This window comes from Streptomyces swartbergensis, assembly GCF_002148965.1.
Classification (GTDB): domain Bacteria; phylum Actinomycetota; class Actinomycetes; order Streptomycetales; family Streptomycetaceae; genus Streptomyces; species Streptomyces swartbergensis.
Window position 1 is genome coordinate 1 of record NZ_NGFN01000821.1, and the last position, 730, is coordinate 730.

Sequence of the window (730 nt, forward strand, 5' to 3'; positions counted from 1 at the left end):
CCGGGATGCAGGACCGCTCCAGCCGCCCACACCACCAGCCCCGCCGCACCCCGGACGCCGTTGAGGAGCAGGTCGTGCGCCTGCGACGCGAACATCGCATCGGGCCGCTGCGGCTGGCCGCCCGCTGCAACATCGCCGCCTCCACCGCCCACCGCATCCTCGTCCGGCACCACCTGCCCGCCCTGGCAGCCTGCGACCGGGCCACCGGCGAACCAGTACGCCGCTACGAACGGGCCCGGCCCGGCGAACTGCTCCACATAGACGTCAAGAAAYTCGGCCGCATCCCTGATGGCGGCGGCCACAAGGTGCTGGGCCGTGCGGCCGGCAGCCCGAACAAAGACCGCCGTAACGGGGCCGGATACGCCTACCTGCACACCGCCCTGGACGACCACTCCCGCCTGGCTTACACCGAAGACCTGCCCGACGAGAARGCCGCCACCTGCGCGGCCTTCCTGCGCCGGGCAACGGCCTGGTTCGCCCAGCACGGTGTCACCGTCGAGCGGGTCCTGACCGACAATGCCTGGGCCTACACCAAGAACACCTGGCGGGACACCTGCCGTGAGCTGGGCATCGGCCCGCGCTGGACCCGGCCCTGGCGTCCGCAGACGAACGGCAAGGTCGAGCGCTTCCACCGCACCCTGCTCGATGAATGGGCCTACCAGCGGCCCTACACCTCAGACACCGAACGACAGACAGCGTTTCCCGACTGGCTGGACTGGTACAACTACCA

1 protein-coding gene is annotated in these 730 nt (G+C 70.2%); it reads left to right on the forward strand.

Annotated elements, in window-relative coordinates; translation table 11 throughout:
• The coding region (locus CA983_RS44540) for an IS481 family transposase (RefSeq protein ID WP_086606188.1) at nucleotides 1-730 on the forward strand (730 nt) is incomplete at both ends.